15 protein-coding genes, 2 tRNA genes and 2 rRNA genes (1 of these 19 only partly in view) are annotated in these 21,628 nt (G+C 60.7%); 9 read left to right on the forward strand and 10 right to left on the reverse strand.

Annotated features, from left to right (window positions below; translation table 11 throughout):
• Both LOY50_RS19235 and LOY50_RS19240 read right to left on the reverse strand, forming a co-directional pair.
• Positions 1–4,136, reverse strand: partial view of a non-ribosomal peptide synthetase gene (locus tag LOY50_RS19235; protein ID WP_258688888.1) — the beginning only. The gene continues 8,458 nt to the left of window position 1, outside the view; the window shows 4,136 of its 12,594 coding nt (coding positions 1–4,136); it begins with the start codon at positions 4,134–4,136; the stop codon falls past the left edge of the window.
• Positions 4,137–4,415: 279 nt separating this feature from the next.
• Positions 4,416–5,150, reverse strand: coding sequence for a thioesterase II family protein (locus tag LOY50_RS19240; RefSeq protein WP_253476655.1), 735 nt, complete (start codon positions 5,148–5,150; stop codon positions 4,416–4,418).
• 200 nt (positions 5,151–5,350) lie between these two features.
• Between LOY50_RS19240 and tam the strand changes: the two genes are divergently transcribed.
• From tam to LOY50_RS19260, 4 genes are all read left to right on the forward strand, one after another.
• Positions 5,351–6,121: a trans-aconitate 2-methyltransferase gene (gene tam, locus LOY50_RS19245; RefSeq protein ID WP_258688889.1), complete on the forward strand. Its 771-nt coding sequence runs from the start codon at positions 5,351–5,353 to the stop codon at positions 6,119–6,121.
• Between the two features lie 91 nt (positions 6,122–6,212).
• Positions 6,213–7,346 (forward strand): cupin-like domain-containing protein, encoded by a 1,134-nt coding sequence (locus LOY50_RS19250; protein WP_258688890.1) that lies wholly within the window; start codon positions 6,213–6,215, stop codon positions 7,344–7,346.
• Positions 7,347–7,589: 243 nt separating this feature from the next.
• On the forward strand, positions 7,590–8,390 hold the full coding sequence (locus LOY50_RS19255; RefSeq protein WP_258688891.1) for an SDR family oxidoreductase: 801 nt from the start codon (positions 7,590–7,592) through the stop codon (positions 8,388–8,390).
• A complete protein-coding gene (locus tag LOY50_RS19260; protein WP_258688892.1) occupies positions 8,383–10,206 on the forward strand; it encodes a glycoside hydrolase family 15 protein in 1,824 nt (607 codons plus the stop codon). The genes LOY50_RS19255 and LOY50_RS19260 overlap by 8 nt, the downstream gene beginning before the upstream one ends.
• A gap of 170 nt (positions 10,207–10,376) precedes the next feature.
• Here LOY50_RS19260 and LOY50_RS19265 read toward each other — a convergent pair whose 3' ends face one another.
• On the reverse strand, positions 10,377–10,736 hold the full coding sequence (locus LOY50_RS19265; protein WP_258688893.1) for a DUF6124 family protein: 360 nt from the start codon (positions 10,734–10,736) through the stop codon (positions 10,377–10,379).
• Between the two features lie 444 nt (positions 10,737–11,180).
• On the opposite strand from LOY50_RS19265, the gene LOY50_RS19270 reads away from it, so the two are divergent.
• Positions 11,181–11,558, forward strand: coding sequence for a hypothetical protein (locus LOY50_RS19270; RefSeq protein ID WP_253476667.1), 378 nt, complete (start codon positions 11,181–11,183; stop codon positions 11,556–11,558).
• 28 nt (positions 11,559–11,586) lie between these two features.
• Positions 11,587–12,489: an alpha/beta fold hydrolase gene (locus LOY50_RS19275; protein WP_258688894.1), complete on the forward strand. Its 903-nt coding sequence runs from the start codon at positions 11,587–11,589 to the stop codon at positions 12,487–12,489.
• On the opposite strand, the gene LOY50_RS19280 is transcribed toward LOY50_RS19275, so the two are convergent.
• Positions 12,458–13,450: a GlxA family transcriptional regulator gene (locus LOY50_RS19280; RefSeq protein ID WP_230153680.1), complete on the reverse strand. Its 993-nt coding sequence runs from the start codon at positions 13,448–13,450 to the stop codon at positions 12,458–12,460. The two genes, LOY50_RS19275 and LOY50_RS19280, sit on opposite strands and share 32 nt — an antisense overlap.
• Positions 13,451–13,549: 99 nt before the next feature.
• Here LOY50_RS19280 and inhA point away from each other — a divergent pair, with 99 nt between their 5' ends.
• Entirely contained in the window at positions 13,550–14,236 is a 687-nt protein-coding gene (inhA, locus tag LOY50_RS19285; protein ID WP_024616043.1) for an isonitrile hydratase, read from the forward strand.
• A gap of 214 nt (positions 14,237–14,450) precedes the next feature.
• Here the strand turns inward: inhA and LOY50_RS19290 are convergent, their stop codons facing one another.
• Positions 14,451–15,188 carry an SDR family oxidoreductase gene (locus LOY50_RS19290; RefSeq protein WP_258688896.1) on the reverse strand — a complete coding sequence of 246 codons (738 nt, stop codon included), beginning with the start codon at positions 15,186–15,188 and terminating at the stop codon, positions 14,451–14,453.
• A 201-nt stretch (positions 15,189–15,389) separates the two neighbouring features.
• Between LOY50_RS19290 and LOY50_RS19295 the strand changes: the two genes are divergently transcribed.
• Positions 15,390–16,337 (forward strand): AraC family transcriptional regulator, encoded by a 948-nt coding sequence (locus LOY50_RS19295; protein WP_258688897.1) that lies wholly within the window; start codon positions 15,390–15,392, stop codon positions 16,335–16,337.
• A 515-nt stretch (positions 16,338–16,852) separates the two neighbouring features.
• On the opposite strand, the gene LOY50_RS19300 is transcribed toward LOY50_RS19295, so the two are convergent.
• Complete coding sequence (locus LOY50_RS19300; RefSeq protein WP_003204010.1) at positions 16,853–17,311, reverse strand: SRPBCC family protein; 459 nt, start codon at positions 17,309–17,311, stop codon at positions 16,853–16,855.
• A gap of 142 nt (positions 17,312–17,453) precedes the next feature.
• On the opposite strand from LOY50_RS19300, the gene LOY50_RS19305 reads away from it, so the two are divergent.
• Positions 17,454–17,855 (forward strand): lysozyme inhibitor LprI family protein, encoded by a 402-nt coding sequence (locus LOY50_RS19305; RefSeq protein ID WP_258688899.1) that lies wholly within the window; start codon positions 17,454–17,456, stop codon positions 17,853–17,855.
• Between the two features lie 119 nt (positions 17,856–17,974).
• On the opposite strand, the gene rrf is transcribed toward LOY50_RS19305, so the two are convergent.
• The 4 genes from rrf to LOY50_RS19325 all read right to left on the reverse strand — a co-directional run bounded on the left by rrf (position 17,975) and on the right by LOY50_RS19325 (position 21,566).
• Positions 17,975–18,090: ribosomal RNA gene (gene rrf, locus LOY50_RS19310) — 5S ribosomal RNA — on the reverse strand.
• A gap of 155 nt (positions 18,091–18,245) precedes the next feature.
• A 23S ribosomal RNA gene (locus LOY50_RS19315) occupies positions 18,246–21,137 on the reverse strand.
• Between the two features lie 246 nt (positions 21,138–21,383).
• A tRNA-Ala gene (locus LOY50_RS19320) sits at positions 21,384–21,459 on the reverse strand.
• Between the two features lie 30 nt (positions 21,460–21,489).
• A tRNA-Ile gene (locus tag LOY50_RS19325) sits at positions 21,490–21,566 on the reverse strand.
• Positions 21,567–21,628 lie beyond the last annotated feature (62 nt).

A 21,628-nucleotide genomic window follows, 5' to 3' on the forward strand; every position in this document is an offset into this window, starting at 1 on the left:
TGGCCGGTCCAGCGACAGATTACCCGCGCCAGGGCGGTCAGCAGCAGGTCGTTGACCTGGGTGCGATACGCCGCGGGAGCCTCTTGCAGCAGTTGCCGGGTGAGGGTTTTGTCGAGACGGCTGTGCAGCACTTTGGCGTAACGGCTTTGCCGGCTGCCTTGGGGGTTATCCCACGGCAGATCCACTCCCGCGCCTTGCAGTTGTTGCTGCCAGAACGTCAGTTCGGCCTGAACGTTTTCAGTGCTGGCGTAGGCCTGCAGATGTTCGCCCCAGGCCTTGTAGGCGCTGGTCTTGGCCGGCAGCTTGATGGCGGCGCCGGCGCTGGCCTGTTGATAAGCCCGTTGCAGATCTTCCAGCAGGATGCGCCACGACACACCGTCCACGGCCAGGTGGTGCACGGCCAATAACAGCCGCTGGCTGCCATCGGCCATGCTCGCCAGCACCGCACGCAGCAGCGGGCCATTGTGCAGGTCGAGGCTGCACTGAGCCTTGGCACACAGGTCTTGCAGCTCAGCGGCGCTCAGGTTGTCCGCCGTCCACAACAACTCAGGGTCGACCACCATCGGCGCCACCTCGGCCCGCCAGCCGGCAGGGGTTTCGACGAAGCGCGAACGCAAGGCATCGTGATGCGCCAACACGGCGTTGAGGGCCTGCCGCAGCACCGGGGCCTGCAACGGTAGATGGCTGCGCAACAAGACGGCCTGGTTCCAGTGGTGACGCTGGGCAATGGCGTCCTCGAAAAACAGCTGCTGGATGGGCAGCAACGGCAGCTCGCCGCTGACCGGCCCCTGATCGATCTGCAGCCCGCTGCCACCCTGTTGCGCGACGCTCGCCAGGCCTTGCACGGTTTGATGCTGGAACAGGTCACGGGGGGTGAAATGGATCCCGGCCTGCCGCGAGCGGCTGACCACCTGGATCGAGATGATCGAGTCGCCACCCAGCTCGAAAAAGTTGTCGGTCAAGCCGACCTGTTCAAGCTTGAGCACGTCCTGCCAGACGGCTGCGATGCCTCGCTCCAGTTCGCTGCGGGGGGCGATATAGGCCTGCTGCAGTTGGCTGGCATCCGCTGAAGGCAAGGCCTTGCGGTCGAGCTTGCCGTTGGGGCTCAACGGCATTTGCGCAAGGAACACCAGCTGGGTCGGCACCATGTAATCCGGCAGGTGCTCCTTGAGTTGCGCCTTGAGAGTTTCCCGCGCAGCGCCCTGCTCATCAGCCGAGGCCGACACCAGCGAAGTGTCGTTGGGCACCACATAACCCACCAGTTGCAAGCTGCTGCCACCCTGCACCGCCAGTACGACGGCTTCACTGACCGCCGCCAGTTCCAACAGGCGTGCTTCGACCTCGCCCAGCTCGATGCGCAAGCCGCGGATCTTCACTTGATGGTCAACGCGGCCCACGTATTCGATTTCGCCCAAGGCATTGAAGCGCGCCAAGTCGCCGGTGCGATACAGGCGCGCACCGCTGGTGGAAAACGGATCGGGGATGAAACGTTCGGCGGTCAAGGCCGGGCGTTGAAAGTAACCACGCGCCAGCAGCTCGCCGCCAATCAGCAACTCCCCGGTCACCCCCACCGGCGTGGGCGCCAGATGCGCATCGAGCAGATAGGTATGCCGGCCTGGAAGCGGTTGACCAATGGGCAAGGTCAGCGGCAGCGGCCGGCGATTAAACACGTAATCGCTGCAATCAAGGGTGGTGGCCGTGACCGTGGCCTCGGTCGGGCCGTAGGTGTTGAGCAGCTTGACCTGCTCCAGCCCGGCCCGGCGCCAGGCCTGCACGCCTTCGGGCGGCATGGCTTCACCCCCACTGTGCACCTGGCGCAGCGCTGCATAGTCACGCGGCCCGACAGCGGCGAACTCCTTGGCGATCATGTTCCAGTAGGCGGTGGTCAAGTCCATGACCGTGATGCCCTGCTCGACGATCTGGCGGTACAGGGTTTCGCTGTCCCAGACCTCGTTGCCGCGCAGCACCACCGAGGCGCCGCAGGTCAGCGGGCCGAACAGTTGCTCGCCAAAGGCATCGAAGTTGAACGTCGCGAATTGCAGCACGCAGTCGGCGCTGTTCAAGCCGTAATAGTACTGCGAGGCAAACGCATGCTTGCTCAGCGCGCCATGACTGATACCGACGCCTTTCGGCCGCCCGGTCGAGCCGGAGGTGAACATGACGTAGGCCAGGCTGTCGGCCCACACCGTGCGTTGCAGGTTGCCTGGCTCGGCGCTTTCCCAGGACTCGGCCTGATCCAGGCACAGGCAACGCACGCCGTCAGGCACAGGCAGTCGTTCAAGCAAATGGCTTTGGCTCAGGAGCAAACGGCTGGCGCTGTCTTCGATCATGAATCGAAGGCGATCCACCGGGTACTGGGGGTCCAGCGGCACGTAGGCACCGCCGGCCTTGAGCACGGCAAGAATGGCCACCACCAGGTCCAGGCTCCGGTCAACAGCGATGCCCACCAGCACGTCAGGACCGACCCCCGCCGCCACCAATGTGCGCGCCAGGCGGTTGGATCGGGCATTGAGCTGGCCATAGCTCAATCGTTGTCCATCGCAGATCAAGGCGACGGCGTCCGGGCTACGTTGAGCTTGGGCCTCGAACAGTTCATGCACCGGTCGCTCACTCGGCCAGCTCGTGTCGTGGCGCGCCCACTCTGTCACCACCTGCCGATAGTCGGCCGGCGCCAACAACGCCAGCTCGCCGACGCGCTGCTGCGGGTCGTTGACGATGTTGCGCAATAGCAGCGTCCAGTGCCGAGCCATGCGCTCGATGGTGTCGGGGTTGAACAAGTCACTGGCGTAGGTGAACGCCGCATGCAAGTGCCCGCCCTTTTCGTAGGTGTCCAGGCTCAAGTCGAACTGGGTGCTGCGGGTTTCCCACTCGATGACGCCCAACTCCAGACCGCTGCCGACTTTCAGCGTGGTGACGTCGGCCACTTCCGGCTGGTGGTTGTACATCACCTGGAACAATGGGTTGTAGCTCAGGCTGCGCTCAAGCTTCAGCGCCTCGACCAACCGTTCGAAGGGCAGATCCTGGTGGGCCTGGGCGCCGAGGGCGATTTCCTTGATGTCACGCAACAGGTCGCCGAGGCGAGTCTGGCCGTCCAGTTGCACCCGCAATACCTGGGTGTTGACGAAGAAACCGATCAGCCCTTCGATTTCCCGGCGGTTGCGGTTGGCGATCGGGACGCCGACCCGCAAGTCGTCTTGTCCGGTATAGCGGTGCAGCAGGATATTGAAAGTCCCCAGCAGCAGCATGAACAACGTGACCCCATGCTGGCGGGCAACGCCGCGCAGTTGCTCGACCAGCGCGGCGTCCACCACATGCTCCAGGCGGCGACCGCGATAGCTCGGCAGCACCGGGCGCGGATAGTCGATCGGCAGCTCCAGCACCGGATGCTCATCGCCCAGCTGCGCTTGCCAGTAATCGAGTTGACGCTGCAGCTCGCCCGCTTCCAGCCAGCGCCGCTGCCACAGGGCATAGTCGCTGTACTGGATCGGCAAGTCGGCCAATTGCGGCGCAACGCCCGCCTCATGGGCGTCGTAGCAGCGGATGAATTCATCGATCAGCACGTTCATCGACCAGCCGTCGGAGACGATGTGGTGCAAGGTCAGCAGCAGCACGTGCTCCTGATCATCGAGTTTGAGCAGTTCGACCCGCAGCAAGGGGCCGCTGGACAGGTCGAAGGGCCGCAGTGATTGTTCCTCGGCGGCCCGACGCACCGCTTGCTCGCGCTCGGCTGCCGGCATGGCGCTGAAGTCCCTGTGCTCGATCACCAACGGCGCGTCGGTCGGCACTTGCAGGAGGCTGTCGTCGGCCTGGCGCCGGAACACCGTACGCAGGGTTTCATGACGGGCCACCAGGCTGGCGAAAGCTTGCTCCAGCGCCGGCAGGCTCAACGCGCCCTTTAGCCGCACCGCTCCCGGCAAGTTGTAGGCGCCGCTGTCCGGCTCCAGCTGCCAGAGAAACCACATGCGCTGCTGGGCATAAGACAAGGCCTGGCGATCCTCGGCCTCGACGCCCCGAGGGATAGGGAAACCGCTGAACTCCACGCCCTCCTTGTCCAGCGCGGCCAGGAACATCCGGCGCTTTTCCAGGGGCAACCCGATAAACCGGCGAGCAAGTTTCAAGGCGTCTTCAGCATTCATTTCTGGGGTATCCGGAATCAGTGGGCACAAGGCACAAAGGCAAGTCGTCCCTATAAAACGAATGCAGACCGGAAAAATTAGCGTTTGAGAATTTGTGTCAGGAAGGGAGGCAGAACAGGGATTTTCAGAAGGATGCAGCCCCCTAAATGTGGGAGCGAGCTTGCTCGCGATGGCGGTGGGTCAGCTTGCTGTTCGTTGACTGACACGACGCCATCGCGAGCAAGCTCGCTCCCACAAGGGGGTATATCACCCCCATCCACTGTGGGGGCTGCATTTGGATCAGGCGCTGATGGCCAACCCATGCCGCCGATGATGCACGCTCAACTGATCCTTGATCAGCCGCAGCACCTTGGCCTCGTGCTCATGAATGAAGAAGTGCCCACCGGCCAGCATGTCCACCGAGAAGCTGCCCGTGGTTTCCTGGCGCCAGCCAATCAGTTGCTCCGTGGTGGCCTTGTCGGTGGTGCCGCCGAACACGTGCACCGGACAGTTGAGCAGCGGCCGCTGCCGCGGTTGGAAGCGTCCACACAGCAGGAAGTCGGCCCGCAGGACCGGCAACGTCAGGGCCATCAGCTCTTCATTGGCCAATATCTCTTCGCTGGTGCCGTTGAGGGTGCGCAGTTGCTCGATCAGTTCAGCGTCGGTTCTCGGCTCGGCGAAACCGCGGTCATAGTCGGCGCGCATTGTCGGCGCCGCGGTGCCGGACGCAAACAGCGCTACTGGTTCCGGGCAGCCGAGCTCACGCAGGGCATGGCCGATCTCGCAAGCCAGCAGCGCGCCCAGGCTGTGGCCGAACAAGGCGTAAGGGGCCTGGAGTGTCGCGGACAGCTCCCGCGCCAGTTGCATCGCCAACGGGCCCATGTCGGTATGCAGCGGCTCGTCGAAGCGCGCCCCGCGCCCCGGCAGTTCCACCGGTTGCACGTGCAGCCATTGCGGCAACGTGCGCCGCCAGCGGCTGTACACCATCGCGCTGGCGCCGGAATAAGGCAGGCACAGCAGGGTCAGTTGGGTCACTGCGGTTTTCTCCGATCGGTCGTGTAGAAAAGATAACGAAATCGTAACCCATGGAATTAGTCAAAACCGTGACGTTCGCTACGCGATGACGGCACCTTGTGGGAGCAAGGCTTGCCCGCGATGAACGATAACGCGGTTCATCTTCCCACCCGACCTTATACTGGCGATACCTTGATCACTGCACCACACGGGAGAACGCCATGAGCTGGTCCGCCAAGCAATACGTCACCTTCGAACAGGAACGCACCCGTCCGTCCCGGGACCTGCTCGCCGCCATCCCCCCCACACAGGCCCGCTCGGTGATCGACCTGGGGTGCGGCCCGGGCAATTCCACCGAACTGTTGGTGGAACATTTCAACAGCGCCACGGTGCGCGGCCTGGACAGTTCCAGCGACATGGTCGACGCCGCACGCAAACGCTTGCCCGCCGTGACGTTCGACACCGCCGACATCGGCCAATGGGATGAACCCGGGCCGTTCGACGTGATCTTCGCCAACGCCGTGCTGCAATGGCTGCCCGACCACGCCAGCCTGCTGCCCTCGCTGGTGGGCAAGCTCGCTCCCGGCGGCAGCCTGGCGATCCAGATGCCCGACAACCTGCACCAGCCCTCCCACCGCTTGATGCGGGAAATCGCCGCCAACGGGCCTTGGGCCAGCCAACTGGCCGCGGCGGCTGATTCGCGTACCGAGATGGCGGATGCCAGCACCTATTACTCGATCCTCAAGCCCCACTGCAGCCGCGTCGATGTGTGGCGCACCACCTACCATCACCCCTTGGCCGGCGGTGCCGCAGGCGTGGTGGAATGGTTCAAGGGCAGCGCCTTGCGGCCGTTTCTCGAGCCGCTGGACGAGGCGCAACGCGAGCAGTACCTGGCGCAGTACCTCAAGGCGATCGAACAGGCTTATCCAGCCCAGGACGATGGGACGGTGCTGCTGCCGTTTCCCCGGTTGTTCATGGTCGCGACGCGCTAGGGCGACGGTCGATAACGCAGCGACGGGGCCTAAATTTCTGATCCGGGCCCTCGTTACCTGCTAAGACCAAAAACCCGCAAGAGTGACCGCCGTGGACCTGCACACCATCCTGGGCAAGCTGTTCGCCAATGCCGGCGCCGTTGGTATCGAAGGCGTCTTCCAATTCGTGTTCGGCCCGCACCAGGCGTACTGGTCCGAGGTCAAGGCCAGCAGCCGCACCGAGGCCGGCCGTCACACCAGCCCTGACGTGACCATCGAGGTGGCGGAAAAGGACTTCCTCGGGATCATGGCCGGCCTGGCCAATGTCGAGGAACTGTTCGCCAGCGGGCGCCTGAAGATCGGCGGCAACATGGGCCTGGCGACGTTGCTGCCGCAGATCATCGACCATGCCCGGCATGGCAGTGGCGTGGTGGAAAAGGTCGACATGAACAAGCGCTACCCCACCCCGTCGCGCTTCAGCGAAAAACTCACCGCCAGCCTGCCGCCCCAACGCAGCGTGGAGCGTCGGCCTCGCAGCGGGCTGTCGGTGCAGGAGTTTCAAGCACGCTATTTACCCCACGGCATTCCACTGGTCATCAGCGATGCCTTGCAGGACTGGCCGTTGTTCAAGCTCAGCCGCGAAGAATCCCTGGTGCATTTTGCCGAGCTGCAAGGCATCACCCGCCACGGCGACTACGTGAAGAAGACCTTCTCCACCGAGCGGGATTTCCGCTCCACGTCCATGGCCGACTTCATCGCCTCCCTCGACAGCCCGGCGACCAGGGGCGCCGACGGCGAACCACCGGCCTACATGGGCAACAACATCCTGCCGGCGCAACTGATGGAGCAGATCAAGTACCCGCCCTACTTCGACGCCTCGCTGTTCATCCCGCCGCGCATCTGGATCGGCCCCAAGGGCACCCTGACGCCGCTGCACCGCGACGACACCGACAACCTGTTCGCCCAGGTCTGGGGCCAGAAAACCTTCACCCTCGCCGCGCCTCACCACCGCGAAGCCCTGGGCACTTGGTCCACGGCGCCCCAAGGCGGGCTGGACGGCTGTGATTTCAACCCGGACGCGCCGGACTACCAACGCTTCCCCCACGCCCGCGACGTGACCTTCATGCGCGTGACATTGGAAGCTGGGGATTTGCTGTTTTTGCCTGAGGGCTGGTTCCATCAGGTGGAGTCGGTGTCTACGTCGTTGTCGGTGAATTTCTGGGTGAATTCGGGGCGGGGTTGGTAACAACCGACCTGAAGCAACATTCTTTGTGGCTGGAGGATTGTGGGAGCAAGGCTTGCCCGCGATGAAGGCAATGCGGTCTTTCAGAAATCGAGTCGCCTGTTTCGCGAGCAAGCTATGCTCCCACAGTCCCCTTGCCACAGGTTTGTGTTTGGACCTGGAATATGAAGACCGCTTCACCCAACTGAACTCTGCCCCCCTCACACCAGTCAGCAGGTAAGGCCCCTCCGTTCAAGGTGCTAGACCATGCAGATATCCCTCGCCCGACAGGTTGCCCTGGTCACCGGCGCCAGCTCCGGCATTGGCGCAGGCGCGGCCAGGGCGTTGGCAGACGCGGGTGCCGCGGTGGTACTCAACTACCACTCCAGCGCCGGCCCGGCCGAAGCACTGGCCCGTGAAATCAACGCCACCGGCGGCCGCGCCATCGCCGTCGGGGCCGATGTGTCGAAGGAGCCGGACGTCGAGCGGCTGTTCGCCCAGACCCTCGAAGCGTTTGGCGCGCTGGACATCCTGGTCGCCAACTCCGGCCTGCAAAAAGACGCCGCCACCGTCGACATGCGCCTGGAAGACTGGAACACCGTGATCGGCACCAACCTCACCGGCCAGTTCCTCTGTGCTCGCGCCGCCCTGCGGATTTTCACCCGCCAGGGTATTCGCCAGGGCGTGTCCCGGGCCGCAGGCAAGATCATTCACATGAGTTCGGTGCACCAGCGCATTCCCTGGGCGGGCCACGCCAATTACGCCGCGTCCAAGGGCGGAGTCGATCTGCTGATGCAGAGCCTGGCCCAGGAAACCAGCCACCAACGCATCCGCATCAACAGCATCGCCCCCGGCGCCATCCGCACCGCCATCAACCAGGACGCCACCGAGGGCGAGCAGGAACAGAAACTGCTGGAGCTGATTCCTTACGGTCGCGTCGGCGATGTGGAGGACGTCGCCAACGCGGTGGTCTGGCTGGCCTCGGACTTGTCCGATTATGTGGTGGGCACCACGCTGTTCATCGATGGCGGGATGAGCCTTTATCCGGGGTTTCGCGGCAATGGCTGATCATGACGAACCACAAAGCCCCATCGAGAACCACGGCATCATTGGCGACATGCGCAGCGCCGCGCTGGTCAATGACCAAGGCAGCATAGATTTTTTCTGCTGGCCGGAATTCGACAGCCCGTCGATCTTCTGTTCGCTGCTGGATACGCCCGAAGCGGGCATTTTCCAACTCGCGCCAGACCTGCCGAATGCCCGCCGCCAGCAGATCTACCTGCCCGACACCAACGTGCTGCAAACCCGCTGGCTGAGCGACGGTGCCGTGGTGGAAGTCACCGACCTGCTGCCCATTGGCGACAGCGAGGATGATTTGCCGGTGCTGATGCGCAAGGTGCACATGACCGTCGGCAGCGCGACGTTTCGCATGCGCTGCGCCGTGCGGCATGACTACGCCCGGGCCGCCACCACTGCGCGCCAGGACGCTGCCCACATCTGTTTCGAGGCGCCGGGACAACCGAGCCTACGCTTATGCTCCGATCAGCCCATGACGCTGGACGGCAATGCGGCGGTGGCCGAGTTCACCCTGGCGCAGGGCCAGAGCGCCGAATTCTTGCTGGGTGGCATCGACGACCCGCGCCTTCAGGACGATGTCAGCGCGATTTGCCTGGAACGCACCCTGGCGTTCTGGCGCGGCTGGATCGGCCAGTCCACCTACCGGGGCCGCTGGCGGGAAGTGGTCAACCGCTCGGCCCTGGCGCTGAAGCTGCTGACCTCGCGCAAGCACGGCGCCATCCTCGCCGCCGCCACCTTCGGCCTGCCGGAAACCCGCGGCGGCGAACGCAACTGGGATTATCGCTACACCTGGATCCGCGACTCTTCCTTTACCGTCTATGCGTTCATGCGCCTGGGCTTCGTCGAAGAAGCCAACGCCTACATGCGCTGGCTGCGCGGCCGGGTCAGCGACTGCTGCGATCAGCCGACCAAACTCAATATTCTCTACGGTCTGGACGGCAGGCTGGAACTGCCGGAAACCGAACTGCCGCACCTGAGTGGCTTCGGCAACGCCCGACCGGTGCGCATCGGCAACCTGGCCTACAAACAGGTGCAGTTGGACATTTTCGGCGAGCTGATGGACGCGGTGTACCTGGTCAACAAATACGGCGAAGCCATCTCCCATCAAGGCTGGAAACACACCGTCGAGGTGGTCGACCAAGTGTGCAAGGTCTGGCAGGACAAGGATGTGGGTATCTGGGAAATGCGCGGCGACAAACAGCATTTCCTGCATTCGCGGCTCATGTGTTGGGTCGCCGTGGATCGCGCCATCCGCCTGGCCGAAAAACGCTCCCTGCCCGCCCCGTTCGCCCGCTGGGACGAGACGCGCCAGGCCATCTACCAGGACATCTGGACGAACTTCTGGAACGACGAACACCAGCACTTCATCCAGCGCCTGGGCAGCAGCGCCCTGGACGGCTCGATGCTGTTGATGCCGCTGGTGCGCTTCGTCAGCGCCCGCGACCCGCGCTGGCTCTCGACACTCGATGCCATCGAAAAAAACCTGGTGCGCGACGGCATGGTCTATCGCTACCGCAACGACGACAGCCCCATCGACGGCCTCAGCGGCATCGAAGGCTCATTCGCGGCCTGCTCATTCTGGTACGTCGAATGCCTGGCCCGCGCCGGCCGCGTGGAAAAAGCCCAGCTGGAGTTCGAACAACTGCTGCGCTACGCCAACCCGCTGGGGCTGTACGCCGAAGAATTCGACAGCCACGGCTACCACCTGGGCAACACTCCCCAAGCCCTGACCCATCTTGCGCTGATCAGCGCGGCGAGCTTCCTGGATCGCAAGTTGAGCGGGGAGAAAACTCATTGGCAGCCGTGAACTGAGTTGCCCTTCAGACTGGGCACAGTCCCTGTGGCGAGGGAGCTTGCTCCCGCTCGACTGTGTAGGAGCTGGCGAAGCCTGCGATCTTTTGATCTTTCGCTTGGGATTCAAGTGTCTGGGGAAAGATCGCAGCCTCGTTGCACTCGACAGCTCCTACACAGCTCCTACTACCGCGCTGAGTCGGCCAATTCGAGGTCATCCAACGCACGGTTGGCCAACAACCTGGCCAGCTCGATCAACTGCTGAATCCCCAGCGCAACATGCCGCCGGGAACCTTCCAGATCGAACCCCAGGTCACTGACCAGCGCATCGGCCGAGGCCAGGGTTTCGCTGAGGGTGGTCAGCACCGATTCGGTGTTGAGGCCGGGGACCACGGTGAAAACCTGGCCGTCCTGGGTGTCAGGTTTAGGCGGCGTGGGCGACAAATGGATATTCAGCGCCCGGTCGGCGGCTTCGCGGAGCTTTTTTGTATCGAGGGTGGTGTAGGCAGAGAGGTCTTCGGCTCTATGGTGATTGATCTTATCCATTGTGAAACTCCTAGCTTGAAAAATGAGTTCACCGACCTCGCTACGAAAAAGGCTGAGGTTGGCGCGTGTGCGCCTGACATTGGACGGGTGACCAAACCCGGTCGCTGATTTTGCAGCGACGGGCAAAGCCTATCCCCGCTATTTCCTAACCGGCAACCGCCGCGACTCGTCAGAAAATTCCGGTTCACCTATTTTTTTGTAGGAACACAACCCCGTGGCGAGGGAGCTTGCTCCCGCTCGACTGCGCAGCAGGCGCAAAAATCTTGGGGTCGCTTCGCAACCCAGCGGGAGCAAGCTCCCTCGCCACAAGAGCATTGCAGTACCCGCTTCCCATTTATCGTTACGTCCCGTTTCGAGTTGCCAGCCCCCCAAACCCCTCCTAAGATCGATGCTCTCACGGGTGCAGCGGAGCTGCCCGATAAAAACCCGACTCAAGGACCTGACATGACCCATATCAAACGCCCCATCACCACCCCACCCCGAAGAGGCCTTACCCGCGAAGACCTCTGGGAGGGCCAGGACCGGGGCCTGATCAAATGCTGGGAAATCGGCCGCGACCGCGCGGTGAAGTTTCCCGAACTGGCGCAGCGCTGCCTGGCCGGTGAGTTGCCGGTACTGGGCTGGAAAGGTGGCGTCAGCCGCAGCCTGAAGAAAAGCGAAAAATTCGGCTGTCTCAAGTACCTCGCCCAATGGCAGGGCCTGCGCGGTGAAGACCTGGACATCGACTTGACCCAGGAGCGCACCCTCACCTGCTCCAGCACGAACATGATCGTGACGTTCACGCCGGATCGGGCCAAATACGTGAACCAGGAACCCGCCTGACCGCAACCGAGCAATGCCGGAGGCCAACATGAACCTCGATCCCAAGGTCAACTTCGCCGTGACGCCGCTGTTGCGCATCGCCTACGAAGAACACGGTCCCGCCAGCGGCGAGCCCGTCATCCTGCTGCACGGCTTTCCTTACGACCCCAGGGCTTTCGATGAAGTCGCACCAGCCCTGGCCGAGCGTGGATATTGGGTCATCGTGCCCTACCTGCGCGGCTACGGCCCGACCCGGTTCAACAACCCGGCCATCCTGCGCTCCGGCCAGCAAGCGGCACTGGCGCAGGACCTGCTGGACCTGATGCACGCACTCTCCATCCCCCAGGCCGCGCTGTGCGGCTACGACTGGGGCGGTCGGGCGGCGTGTATCGTCGCGGCGCTGTGGCCCGAGCGCGTTCGCTGCCTGGTGACTGGCGACGGCTACAACCTGCAGGACATTCCCCGTTCCACGCAGCCGCTGGACTCGGAAACCGAACATCGCCTGTGGTACCAGTACTATTTCCACACGGCGCGGGGCGTCGAGGGCCTGACCCGGAACCGACGTGAACTGTGTGAGTTGCTCTGGCGCCTGTGGTCACCGACCTGGAAACGTGGCGCCGAACGGTATCCCCTCAGTGCTGCGTCGTTCGACAACCCGGACTTCGTCGACGTGGTGATCCACTCCTACCGCCATCGCTTCATGTACGCACCGGGCGACCCGACGCTGGAGTGGATGGAGGAACGGCTGGCGGCACAACCGGCCATCAGCGTGCCGAGCATTTCCCTGTGCGGCGCCGACGACGGCGTGGGGCCAGCGCCGGAACATGATGAAGACGCCGAACATTTCACAGGTTTTTACGAGCGCCGCGTGCTGGCCGGTGTCGGCCACAACATCCCACAGGAAGCCCCCGAGGCCACGCTCAAGGCATTGCTGGATCTGCTTGAGGGCTGACGGCGAACCGCTCGCGATAGGCCTGTGGCGTTACCCCCATGGCCCGCAAAAAGCTGCGGCGCAAGGTTTCCTCACTGCCGAAGCCACATTGCACCGCCACCCGCTTGATCGACACAGCGGTGTCGGACAACAGGCGGCGAGCGGTTTCCACGCGAATCAACTCCACCGCCCGCGCCGGGGTCTGGCCGGTGTCGGCGCGGTAGTGCCGCACAAAGCTGCGTTCGCTCATGCCGACCTCGGCGGCCAGGCTCGACAGGCCCAGGTCACGGGTGAGGTTTTCAGCGATCCAGGCATGCAGGTCATCAAACCGACTGCCCTGCTTTTGCAGCGACAACGTCACGCTGAACTGCGATTGCCCGCCAGGCCGCTTGAGGAACACCACCAGGTGCCGGGCGACTTCCAGCGCCACCGCGCGGCCCAGGTCTTCCTCCACTAGCGCCAAGGCCAGGTCGATGCCGGCCGTGACCCCGGCCGAGGTCCAGACCGGACCGTCGTTGATGAAAATCGGGTTGGGTTCGACCCGCAACTGCGGATGCTGCTCGGCCAGTTGTTCGCAGCGGGTCCAGTGCGTCACCACGCGTCGCCCGTCCAGCCAACCGCTGGCGGCCAGCAGGAACGCCCCGGTGCACACCGACGCCACCCTTCGCGAACGCAGGCCGTGCTCCTTGACCCAGGCCACCAGCGCCGGATCCTTCGCCGCTTCGTACACGCCCCAGCCACCAGCGATCAACAGCGTGTCGCTGCCTTCGCTCGGCAGCGGCTCGGCTAACAGCGCCAACCCTGCCGAGGACATCACCGCCCCGCCCCCCACAGCGATGACTGTCGGCGTGTAGGGCAACGGCAGGCCTTGCTGGCGGGCCAGGTCGTTGGCTGAGGCAAACACCTGCAGGGGCCCGGTGACATCCAGCACTTGCACGTTGGCGAAGGCCAGTACATGAACGGTTTTCGGTGGGTTGGGCATATTGGCGTGATTCGTGGGTTTATTGGCGTATACGCCAGAACCTACGGATCTAAAGTAAAACCGTCCACCCCTCGGGCATCATCCAAAGGAGCACGCGACATGACGCTGCAGATCGGTTTGCTGTTATTCCCCCAAGTCCAGCAGTTGGACCTGACCGGCCCTTATGACGTACTGGCCTCGTTGCCAGACGTGAAGGTCCACCTGATCTGGAAGGACCTGGCGCCGGTCACTGCCAGCACTGGGCTGGTGTTGCTACCCACCACCACGTTCGAGGACTGCCCGAAGCTCGACGTGATCTGCGTTCCCGGCGGGACCGGCGTCGGGCCCCTGATGGAAGACGAGCAGACGTTGGCCTTCATCAAGCGGCAGGCCGCCGAGGCGAAATACATCACGTCCGTGTGCACCGGTTCGCTGGTGCTCGGTGCGGCGGGCCTGTTGCAAGGCAAGCGCGCCACCACCCATTGGGCCTATCACAGCCTGCTGCAAACCTTGGGCGCGACACCGGTCAAGGATCGCGTGGTCCGCGATGGCAACCTGCTCACCGGTGGCGGCATCACGGCCGGGATCGATTTTGCCTTGACCCTGGCGGCCGAACTGTTCGACCAGGACACCGCCGAACTGGTCCAGCTGCAGCTCGAATACGCCCCTGCCCCGCCGTTCAACGCCGGCAGCCCCGACACCGCGCCGACGCGCGTCCTGGAAGAAGCCCACCGGCGTACCGCAGAGTCGTTCCGGGTGCGCTCGCAGATCGCTCAGCGAGCTGCGGCGCGGTTGGAGCGGGCGTAACGATAAGCCCCAGCCAGGCACTGCTGTGCTGTGCTGTGTTGTGCTGTGGGAGCAAAGCTTGCTCGCGAAACAGGCGCCTCTATTTCTGGAAAGACCGCATCGCCTCTATCGCGGGCAAGCCTTGCTCCCACACAGCTGGGCCTGCCACAGAGCTCAGGTTTCCCTCATGCGATACCACTCGCTCATGAGCGGTCTCCTGTCGGGTCAACTCGATTCAAAACGGGCTGGCAGTGGGGCGCACGATCAGTTCGCTGACGTCCACATCCGCTGGTTGTTCGATGGCGTAGGCGATCGCCCGGGCGATGGCTTCGGCCGGAATGGAGATCCTGCGGAACTCGCGCATTTCGGCACGACCACCTTCATCGGAAATGCTCTCGGCCAGTTCCGATTCGGTCACGCCGGGGGAAATCACCGTCACCCGAACATCACCCCCGACTTCCTGGCGCAAGCCCTCGGAAATCGCCCGCACAGCGTACTTGGTCGCGCAATACACGGCGGCAGTCGGGCTGACGGCGTAGGCACCGATGGACGCGATGTTGATGAACTGGCCGCTGCGCTGGCGCTGCATCAGCGGCAGGCCGGCGGCGATGCCGTGGAGCACGCCACGGATGTTGACGTCGATCATGCGGTCCCACTCCTCGACTTTCAGCGCCTCGAGCTTGGAGAGCGGCATGACCCCGGCATTGTTGATGATCACGTCGAGCCGACCGAATCGCTCGACAGCAAAGTCGATCAACTGCTGGACATCCTCGCGGCGGGTCACTTCCACCGCTTTGCAGACCGCCTGCTGGCCGGCGGTTTCGAGCTCCTGCACCAGTGTTTGCAGACGATCGATGCGCCGGGCGCCAAGCACGACACGGGCACCGCGAGCCGCGAGCAACCGCGCCGCCGCTTCACCAATCCCGCTGCTGGCGCCAGTGATGACCACTACTTTGTTTTGAATATCGGACATGATGGTTCCCTCGTCTGGATGTGTTGCCCCGGTGGGAGCGTTTTGACAGGTCCAGATTAGGGAACCGACCACGGCCTGGGTTAGCCGGATCCTCCTGCGCACTTGCACGATCCTGTGGCGATAAAACCGACTCTGGCCGACAGCCGCGCAATCGGCTTTACTAGCTCGGTCCACTCAATTTGGCCTGGGAGATTGATCGGCATGTCGGTATCCACGTCCATCCACATTGCGCCAGACGACGGCGTCAGCCAGCGCCGTGCCGAACTGGCGAGCCTGATGAAGCGCTTTGCACCGGAATACGGCGTTCACCCTACGGCCATCGAGGCCTTGCACCTGATCCGTAGCGACCAGCCGACCGAAGCCCTGCACACCGTGCACAAACCTGGTTTATGCGTGATTATCGAGGGGCGCAAGGAAGTGCGCCTGGCGGACGAATGCTACGTGTATGACCCGCTCAATTACCTGGTCGTCTCGGTGACCCTGCCGCTGGCCGGCCAGGTGATTGAAGCCAGCCCCGAGCGCCCCTACTTGTGCATCCGCCTCGACATCGACCCGGCACAGATCTGCCGCCTGATTGCCGACGCCAGCCCTATCGGCGTGCCGGCCGAAAGAAGCGGGCGCGGGCTGTTCCTGGATCGCATTGATGCGCCATTGCTCGACGCGCTGTTGCGCTTGCTGCGGCTGTTGGACAGCCCGGACGATATCGCCACCCTCGCGCCGTTGGCCCAACAGGAGATTTTCTACCGGCTGCTGCGTGGCGCCCAAGGCCAGCGCTTGCACGAAATCGCCATTCCCGACACCCAGACCCATCGCATCAGCCGTGCCATCGAATGGCTCAATACCCATTACGCCGAACCGCTGAGCATCGACAGCCTGGCACAAATGATCAATCTCAGCCCTTCGGCGCTGCACCACCGCTTCAAAGCCGTGACCGCCATGAGCCCGCTGCAATACCAGAAACAACTGCGCTTGCAGGAAGCCCGACGGTTACTATTGGCGGAGAACAGCGACGTTTCGTCAATTGGCTACAAGATGGGGTATGAAAGCCCTTCGCAGTTCAGCCGTGAATACAGCCGTCTATTTGGCGCCTCCCCGAGCAAGGACATCGCTCGTTTGCGGGCCCAGGCGCTGCAAGCCAGTAGCGCCTGATCCTAGACTCTCGCTGCCGATGGTTCCGACCGCACCATGACCCGGCGCCTGGTATGATCAGGCCACTTTTTCGCAGACGAAAAAAAACCCGCCTAGGCGGGTTTTTTGAGGACCAATTTGACTCCCTGTCCGGCATTCCATGCCTGGTCCAATCATCCATGACCCCGAGCACTCCCTGTACCCAGTGGATGAACATAGATTAGGCCCATCGGTATCTGGGAAAAAGACGAGAAAGCAGCAACGACGTGTAAGCGTTTCGCTATAGGACCCTTTCAGATTTTTGCGGGCGAAAAAAAACCCGCCGAAGCGGGTTTTTCCAAGACCATTACGACTCCCTGTCGATAGCTTTCCTTGCAAGGTCGATCGTCCCTGATCCTGAGCACTTCCTGTGCTTCAGTGGATGAGTCCAGATTACGCCTCGGATCCAAAACGAAATAGACGACATAGCTACCATCTCGTGTAAGACATTCGCTATACCGCCCTTCCGAAAACCCTTAGCCCCTCAGCAGTCCCCGTCAAGACTTGCTCAGGAAGGCTTCAATATTGGCCATCTGCTCGTCCCAGCCACGACTGTCCATGCGAAAAGCCTTGAGCCGGCGAGCCTCGGGAATGTTGTTGAAACCCGACTCCACGACTTTGAGCAAGGTACCGCCATCCATGTCTTCAAGTTCGAATAGCACCCGGGTTTCGGACTCTTGAGAGTAATCCACCTGCGGCTCGACAGCGTAAGGATGCCAGCGAAACGAGAACACCCGCTCAGGCTCCACCCGCTCCACCGCTACGTCCCAGATGAGATGCTCGTAACCTGGATAAGTGATTTGCCCCTGGGTACGCTCCCCTGCCACAAACCGTTTCCCCTCAAGGGCGACACCGAACCATTGGCCGAAAGCTTCGGCATTGGCCAGGGCTCGCCAGACATGAGAGCGCGGAGCCTTGAGCAGGATCTTTCTTTCAATGCGGTCGGATGAATGCATGGGTCACCTCCTGTGTTTCAACAGTAGGCTTGTAAGACCACAAGGCCAACCAGAAAGTTGTATCAGGATCGCCTTCTTTAAAACTGCATGGAGCGATGTAAACTCACCCGGCGTTTTCAACCCCCTCGAGGAGAGACCGAACATGTCCCTGCGCTTGCTTCTGACCCTGATGCCGCTGCTTTTCGTCACTGTTGCCCAGACCGACGACTGCGCCGACGCCACCACTCAAGGCGAAATGAACCAATGCGCAGCCAAAGAAAACAAGGCGGCCGACAACGAACTGAACAGCTTGTACAAGCAGATCACAGCACGCCTGAAGGACAACCCGGAGGCTAAGCAGATGCTGGTCAAGGCGCAGCGTGCCTGGATAGGTTTCCGTGATGCCGAATGCAATTTCTCCGCCTCCGGGGTCGAGGGCGGTAGCGTCTACCCGCTGATCTACAGCAACTGCATCACCGCCCAGACTAAAGCCCGGGTCGAGGCATTCAAGACCTATCTCAAGTGCAAGGAAGGGGATCTGAGCTGCCCAGTACCCGAGGCTTAAGGGCCCGGATGCAAAAAAGGATGACCTCTACAGGTCATCCTTTTTTTGGCCAAAGCTTTTTATTGCGGACAAAAACAAAACCCCTACCTGCATCAGCAGATAGGGGTTTCGGAATTTAATCTTGACGATGACCTACTCTCACATGGGGAAACCCCACACTACCATCGGCGATGCATCGTTTCACTGCTGAGTTCGGGATGGGATCAGGTGGTTCCAATGCTCTATGGTCGTCAAGAAATTCGGGTACTGAGTCGCGGCCAGCTGGCCTCGCTTCAGCAAATTTGGTATGTGATAGCGTCGGTGTTTTGTGAGATTCGAACTTTCGGTTCGTTTCGTCTTCACACACCGCAATCTGGTCTCTTTCGAGTTCACAAATTGCTTGGGTGTTATATGGTCAAGCCTCACGGGCAATTAGTACAGGTTAGCTCAACGCCTCACAGCGCTTACACACCCTGCCTATCAACGTCGTAGTCTTCGACGGCCCTTCAGGGGACTCAAGGTCCCAGTGAGATCTCATCTTGAGGCAAGTTTCCCGCTTAGATGCTTTCAGCGGTTATCTTTTCCGAACATAGCTACCCGGCAATGCCACTGGCGTGACAACCGGAACACCAGAGGTTCGTCCACTCCGGTCCTCTCGTACTAGGAGCAGCCCCTCTCAAATCTCAAACGTCCACGGCAGATAGGGACCGAACTGTCTCACGACGTTCTAAACCCAGCTCGCGTACCACTTTAAATGGCGAACAGCCATACCCTTGGGACCGGCTTCAGCCCCAGGATGTGATGAGCCGACATCGAGGTGCCAAACACCGCCGTCGATATGAACTCTTGGGCGGTATCAGCCTGTTATCCCCGGAGTACCTTTTATCCGTTGAGCGATGGCCCTTCCATACAGAACCACCGGATCACTAAGACCTACTTTCGTACCTGCTCGACGTGTCTGTCTCGCAGTCAAGCGCGCTTTTGCCTTTATACTCTACGACCGATTTCCGACCGGTCTGAGCGCACCTTCGTACTCCTCCGTTACTCTTTAGGAGGAGACCGCCCCAGTCAAACTACCCACCATACACTGTCCTCGATCCGGATAACGGACCTGAGTTAGAACCTCAAAGTTGCCAGGGTGGTATTTCAAGGATGGCTCCACGCGAACTGGCGTCCACGCTTCAAAGCCTCCCACCTATCCTACACAAGCAAATTCAAAGTCCAGTGCAAAGCTATAGTAAAGGTTCACGGGGTCTTTCCGTCTAGCCGCGGATACACTGCATCTTCACAGCGATTTCAATTTCACTGAGTCTCGGGTGGAGACAGCGCCGCCATCGTTACGCCATTCGTGCAGGTCGGAACTTACCCGACAAGGAATTTCGCTACCTTAGGACCGTTATAGTTACGGCCGCCGTTTACCGGGGCTTCGATCAAGAGCTTCGCGTTAGCTAACCCCATCAATTAACCTTCCGGCACCGGGCAGGCGTCACACCCTATACGTCCACTTTCGTGTTTGCAGAGTGCTGTGTTTTTAATAAACAGTCGCAGCGGCCTGGTATCTTCGACCGGCGTGGGCTTACGCAGCAAGTGCTTCACCCTCACCGGCGCACCTTCTCCCGAAGTTACGGTGCCATTTTGCCTAGTTCCTTCACCCGAGTTCTCTCAAGCGCCTTGGTATTCTCTACCCAACCACCTGTGTCGGTTTGGGGTACGGTTCCTGGTTACCTGAAGCTTAGAAGCTTTTCTTGGAAGCATGGCATCAACCACTTCGTCACCCAAAGGGTAACTCGTCATCAGCTCTCGGCCTTAGAATCCCGGATTTACCTAAGATTCCAGCCTACCACCTTAAACTTGGACAACCAACGCCAAGCTGGCCTAGCCTTCTCCGTCCCTCCATCGCAATAACCAGAAGTACAGGAATATTAACCTGTTTTCCATCGACTACGCTTTTCAGCCTCGCCTTAGGGACCGACTAACCCTGCGTCGATTAACGTTGCGCAGGAAACCTTGGTCTTTCGGCGTGGGTGTTTTTCACACCCATTGTCGTTACTCATGTCAGCATTCGCACTTCTGATACCTCCAGCAAGCTTCTCAACTCACCTTCACAGGCTTACAGAACGCTCCTCTACCGCATCACTTACGTGATACCCGTAGCTTCGGTGTATGGTTTGAGCCCCGTTACATCTTCCGCGCAGGCCGACTCGACTAGTGAGCTATTACGCTTTCTTTAAAGGGTGGCTGCTTCTAAGCCAACCTCCTAGCTGTCTAAGCCTTCCCACATCGTTTCCCACTTAACCATAACTTTGGGACCTTAGCTGACGGTCTGGGTTGTTTCCCTTTTCACGACGGACGTTAGCACCCGCCGTGTGTCTCCCATGCTCGGCACTTGTAGGTATTCGGAGTTTGCATCGGTTTGGTAAGTCGGGATGACCCCCTAGCCGAAACAGTGCTCTACCCCCTACAGTGATACATGAGGCGCTACCTAAATAGCTTTCGAGGAGAACCAGCTATCTCCGAGCTTGATTAGCCTTTCACTCCGATCCACAGGTCATCCGCTAACTTTTCAACGGTAGTCGGTTCGGTCCTCCAGTTAGTGTTACCCAACCTTCAACCTGCCCATGGATAGATCGCCCGGTTTCGGGTCTATTCCCAGCGACTAGACGCCCTATTAAGACTCGCTTTCGCTACGCCTCCCCTATTCGGTTAAGCTCGCCACTGAAAATAAGTCGCTGACCCATTATACAAAAGGTACGCAGTCACCCAACAAAGTGGGCTCCCACTGCTTGTACGCATACGGTTTCAGGATCTATTTCACTCCCCTCTCCGGGGTTCTTTTCGCCTTTCCCTCACGGTACTAGTTCACTATCGGTCAGTCAGTAGTATTTAGCCTTGGAGGATGGTCCCCCCATATTCAGACAAAGTTTCTCGTGCTCCGTCCTACTCGATTTCACTTCTAAGATCCTTTCGCGTACAGGGCTATCACCCACTATGGCCGCACTTTCCAGAGCGTTCCGCTAAAATCAAAGAAGCTTAAGGGCTAGTCCCCGTTCGCTCGCCACTACTAAGGGAATCTCGGTTGATTTCTTTTCCTCAGGGTACTTAGATGTTTCAGTTCCCCTGGTTCGCCTCTTGCACCTATGTATTCAGTACAAGATAACCATCTTATGATGGCTGGGTTCCCCCATTCAGACATCTCCGGATCAAAGTCTGTTTGCCGACTCCCCGAAGCTTTTCGCAGGCTACCACGTCTTTCATCGCCTCTGACTGCCAAGGCATCCACCGTATGCGCTTCTTCACTTGACCATATAACCCCAAGCAATCTGGTTATACTGTGAAGACGACATTCGCCGAAAATTCGATCTTGCTCATGAGAGCAACTCACAAATTTTACCTTAGCCTGATCCGCTACCAGTGAAAGTAACGTTCAGTCTATCTTTCTATCACATACCCAAATTTTTAAAGAACGAACTAGTCAAAGACTAGAAATCAACATTCACCATCGTACTGATGGAATGCTCATTTCTAAGCTTTATACAATCGAAGCAGTAGTGGTGGAGCCAAGCGGGATCGAACCGCTGACCTCCTGCGTGCAAGGCAGGCGCTCTCCCAGCTGAGCTATGGCCCCGTATTTCTACAGGCGTTTCCCACACAAAATTGGTGGGTCTGGGCAGATTCGAACTGCCGACCTCACCCTTATCAGGGGTGCGCTCTAACCAACTGAGCTACAGACCCAATTTCGGGCTGCTTCTTTCGTCTTCTTCAATGAATCAAGCAATTCGTGTGGGAGCTCATGA

This window comes from Pseudomonas sp. B21-010 (assembly GCF_024749325.1).
In the GTDB taxonomy this organism is placed as follows: domain Bacteria; phylum Pseudomonadota; class Gammaproteobacteria; order Pseudomonadales; family Pseudomonadaceae; genus Aquipseudomonas; species Aquipseudomonas kilonensis.